The following is a 3,994-nucleotide window of genomic DNA, read 5'->3' as shown; positions in this document are numbered from 1 at the left end:
CGCGGCGAGCACGTCGAGTACCGGGGCCAGACCCTCACCACCGCGGGGCAGGTCGACGTGCCTGGAGCGACACCGCCGTCCGTGCTTGTCTCTGCGCTGGGACCGCTGATGCTGCGCACCGCGGGCGAACTTGCCGACGGGACGGTGACCGTGTGGACAGGTCCCGAGGCCGTCGACGACCACATCAGACCGACGATCACCCGGGCCGCCGCTGCGGCGGGACGACCGGCCCCTCGCATAGTGGCCACCGTCATCGTGAGCGTCACGACTGATCCTGAGGGCGTCAGGCAGGCGGTTGCCGACCAGCTGGGGTTCGCCGCACAGCTGCCAAGCTACCGCGCGATCCTGGACCGCCAGGGTAAGCGCGGGGTGCACGAGACGGTCGTCGCGGGGGACGAAACGACAGTGGCGAAGGCGGTCCGGCGGTACGCCGACGCCGGCGTGACGGAGTTGTTGGTGGGCCCGTTCGGCGGAGAGCGCGAGCAACGGCGAACCATCGAGACCCTTGCGTCACTGCGTACGGAAACGGGCCAACCACAGCCGTAGCGACCTGGCGGACACCCTCCTCACATCGGCCGAGCGGGCTGCACGTGCTGAGCAGGCCCGTGCTGCGCTGCGGGAGTGGAACGGCTACAACCTCACTGAGGCACAGCGGCGGGCCCGGCGGCGCAGGCCGAACAGTCGATCCGGGACGCGCACACCAGGCAACCGCTATGCGACTCATACGGCGGCCGGTAGGACCATACGGTCCATACTGCCCGGGTGCGCGACAGCGCGAATCGGATGATCGCCCAGTGGGGGGATGTGCTCGCCCGTCTGGGCACCGTGTGAATCCTGTCGAGTACCTGGATCTGGAGGATCTGCTCACCCTGGTACGCGGCCTCGGTGCCGGTCCGGTGCGGGACGTAGGCCTGCTCGACGCGGCGGCGGCCCGGGCACGGTCGAGCGCGTTCGGTCAGGACGCCTATCCGACCCTCGCGTCGAAGGCCGCCGCACTCCTGCATTCGGTGGCCCGCAGCCACCCTCTGGTCGATGGCAACAAGCGTCTGGCCTGGTTGGCGGCGGTGGTGTTCCTCGACGTCAACCGGCATGCGACCGACCTTTCCGACAACGAGGCGTTCGACCTCGTCATGGATGTCGCGCGAGGCGTTGCGGAAGTCGAGGAGATCGCCGATTGGCTGCGCGTCGTGTTGTTGGACGGCGGGTAGTTCGAATTCTCGGTGCTTTTTCGAACAGCGTCGCCGATATGATTGTTCATTGTCCGGCGGCGTGATGCCCGCGTCCGGTCACGACCGTCCGTAGAGATCCTTGAGGCCGACCAGGACGATGCTGTTGTCGGCGCCGGCGAGTTCCTGGAGTTCAGCGCTGAACCCGGCGCCGCTGTAGCAGGCAAGTTTCACGGTCTCGGCTCCGGGGCGTCCCTGCGCGACGAGGAGGGCGCGGATCCGATGGAGCCGGTCGAGATGACCTACGCCCATCGTCTCGCCCCATTTCGCTTCTCCGATCGCGATCAGTGGCGCATGGTTGTCGTCGTCGAGCCCGAAAGCGACGACGTCCAATTCGTGACTGGCCCTGTTCGCCGGGTCGTTGACGGTTCCGGCGCCGACGCGGTTGGGGTAGTCGCCGAAGTGCTCGGCCGATGCCAGGTGCCGGGTCCAGTAGCGGCAGATGTGTTCGAAGTGCGGGCCCATGACGTTGCCGACGAACCTGCGCTGGCTGCGTTGCCATAGTCGGGTGGCGTCCCGGGTGTGCTCGAGATCGGACCAGATCGGGCGCATCACCGCGTGGTAGAAGGTCAGGAGCGGCTCGACGATCCGGAAGTGGGTCCGGTTGTTCCTGAAGGCGTCGGATTCGCGTGTGATCATGCCGCAGTCCTCGAGAACGGTCAGCGGATGTGCGAGGTCACCGGATTTGCGGCCCAGGTAGGAGGCGATGCCGCCGCGGTTGGTGTTGCCTGCCGCGATCGCCGCGAGCACCGAATGATACAGCCCGGTATCGCGCAGGTCCACTTCGTCGGCGAGCAGATACCGAGCCTCGCGGAACAACGGGCTGGCGGGGGAAAGCACGGTTCGGACAACCCAGGGGTCGAAGTCGTCGGAGCCCGCGGGTACGTCGTCGCGGGCGAATTCCCGGCGGTAGGCCGGGGTGCCGCCGACGATCGCATTGACCTTGAGGGCGGTGGCCGGATCGTCGATTCCCCAGAACTCGGCGGCGAGGCGGTGGTCCAGGGTCGGCACGACGAGCTCGAGCCCGGCGCGTCCGCGCAACGGTGCGTTGCCACCCAGCAGCCGGCCCATGAAGGACATGGCTGATCCGCACAGTAGGAGACGGGTGCGGCTGGCCTCCCGTTCCGCACGCAGCGGCGCGAGGGCGTTCTGGATGACGGACGGCAGGCGTGGATTGGCCTTGGCCAGGTACGGGAACTCGTCGATGACGACGGGCACGCAGCGGTCGCGGCCGAGCCTGAGCAGGGAGTCGACGGTGGTGTGCCAGCTGTCGAGGGTCAGTGCTGCCGGGAGGTTGAGGTAGTCGGCGAGGACGACGCCGACTCCCGGTCGAACATTTCACTCGGCCTGGGCAGCATGCGCATCGCAGCCTCCTCCCCGGCCAGGTGTTCGTAAAACCATGGTTATCATAACCATACTTATGACAGGTCCGGGCCTGCGGCTTCCCGCGCCGTCCGGGCACGGATCCCCGGTCCGGGGACGGCTCCCGGCCCTGACAGGTGACAATGGCGGTCGTGCCCGCTGACACGTCCGACACGGCTTCCGCGCACGGTTCCTCCGGTTCCCTCGATCCCGCCGCTTCTGCGCAGCCCCTGGCAGCCCCCACCGGTGCCCGGGGACTGGCGGTGGTCACCGGTGCCAGCGGCGGCATCGGTGCCGCCACCGCGCGGGCGCTTGCGGAGGCGGGTTTCGACGTCCTGCTCGGCGCGCGCCGAGCCGACCGGCTGGCGGCGGTCGCGGCCGAGATCGGGCCGGCTGCCCGTACCCGCGTCCTGGACGTCACCGACCCCGCGTCGGTCCAGGCGTTCGCGGCCGGCGTCGCCTCCTGCGAGGTCCTGGTGTGCAACGCGGGAGGCGCGCTCGGGCTGGCCCCGGTGGCAGAGGCGGACGAGGCCGAGGAGGCGAGATGGCGGTGGATGTGGGAGGCCAACGTCGCCGGTGTCGCCCGGACCGTGCGGGCCTTTCTCCCCGCCCTGGTTGCTTCTGGTAACGGCCGCATCGTCGTGGTCACGAGCGTCGCCGGCCATCAGGTCTACCCGGGCGGGGGCGGTTACACCGCGGCCAAGCACGCCGCGGCGGCGGTTGTCCAGACGTTGCGTCTGGAACTGCTCGGCCGGCCGGTCCGGGTTATCGAGATCGCCCCCGGCATGGTGGACACCGAGTTCTCCCTCGTGCGCTTCGACGGGGACGCCGAGCGGGCCGAGGCGGTCTACGCCGGTACCGTTCCCCTCACCGCCGACGACGTCGCCGAGGCCGTCACCTGGGCGGTCACCCGCCCGCCCCACGTGGCCATCGCCCGGATGGATCTCTTCCCCCGCGACCAGGCATCCGCCCGCGACATCCACCGCCGGGGGTGACGCTGCCAACCGAAGATCCCGCGGTTTGCCGATACAGGACGGCCGTCAGTGCGGCCAGTTCGCGTTCTTCGCCAGCGGGCTGTCGGTGGATCCGAGCTCCGCACCGAGCCATCGGTCATAGATCTGCTTCCAGCGTCCGCCCTGCATGACGTTTCGCAGTACCCCGTTGACGAAGGCGACGAACTGGTCGTCGGAAACCGTGTTGCCGGTCATCCGCATCGCGACGCCGTACGGCTCCTCAAGCGTGCGGAGTTCGTTGCCGAGGGCATGATCGAAGGCGGCTGGGAGCACCTCGGTGTAGGGGTCCTGAGCCGCCATACCGGCGAGGATCACGTCATCGGTCGCGATCGCGTCCACCTGCCCGGCCTGGAACGCGACGAGGCAGTTGGCGGCGCGTTCCAGGGCGACCAG

4 protein-coding genes and 1 pseudogene are annotated in these 3,994 nt (G+C 69.1%); 3 read left to right on the top strand and 2 right to left on the bottom strand.

Translation table 11 applies throughout. The features are described 5' to 3' along the window. Together DD1DGNOD_RS18070 and DD1DGNOD_RS18060 are read left to right on the top strand one after the other, a co-directional pair. Positions 1 to 546, top strand: a 546-nt coding sequence (locus DD1DGNOD_RS18070; protein ID WP_131770679.1) for an LLM class flavin-dependent oxidoreductase, incomplete at its 5' end; no start/stop codon positions are given. Between the two features lie 281 nt (positions 547 to 827). After that, a complete protein-coding gene (locus DD1DGNOD_RS18060) occupies positions 828 to 1,208 on the top strand; it encodes a type II toxin-antitoxin system death-on-curing family toxin (RefSeq protein WP_241251644.1) in 381 nt (126 codons plus the stop codon). Positions 1,209 to 1,286: 78 nt separating this feature from the next. Here DD1DGNOD_RS18060 and DD1DGNOD_RS18055 read toward each other — a convergent pair whose 3' ends face one another. After that, positions 1,287 to 2,444 carry an ATP-binding protein gene (locus tag DD1DGNOD_RS18055; RefSeq protein ID WP_206443273.1) on the bottom strand — a complete coding sequence of 386 codons (1,158 nt, stop codon included), beginning with the start codon at positions 2,442 to 2,444 and terminating at the stop codon, positions 1,287 to 1,289. Positions 2,445 to 2,818: 374 nt separating this feature from the next. Between DD1DGNOD_RS18055 and DD1DGNOD_RS18050 the strand changes: the two genes are divergently transcribed. Then, the gene (locus DD1DGNOD_RS18050) at positions 2,819 to 3,583 is read left to right on the top strand and encodes an SDR family NAD(P)-dependent oxidoreductase (RefSeq protein WP_346434347.1); all 765 of its coding nucleotides are present in this window, start codon (positions 2,819 to 2,821) and stop codon (positions 3,581 to 3,583) included. A 45-nt stretch (positions 3,584 to 3,628) separates the two neighbouring features. Here DD1DGNOD_RS18050 and DD1DGNOD_RS18045 read toward each other — a convergent pair. Then, positions 3,629 to 3,994 (bottom strand): annotated as a pseudogene (locus tag DD1DGNOD_RS18045) (transporter substrate-binding domain-containing protein); the annotation flags it as partial.

The organism is Candidatus Protofrankia californiensis, assembly GCF_900634765.1.
Taxonomy (GTDB): Bacteria; Actinomycetota; Actinomycetes; order Frankiales; family Frankiaceae; genus Protofrankia; species Protofrankia californiensis.
This window is presented reverse-complemented; position numbering and strand designations above follow the sequence as displayed.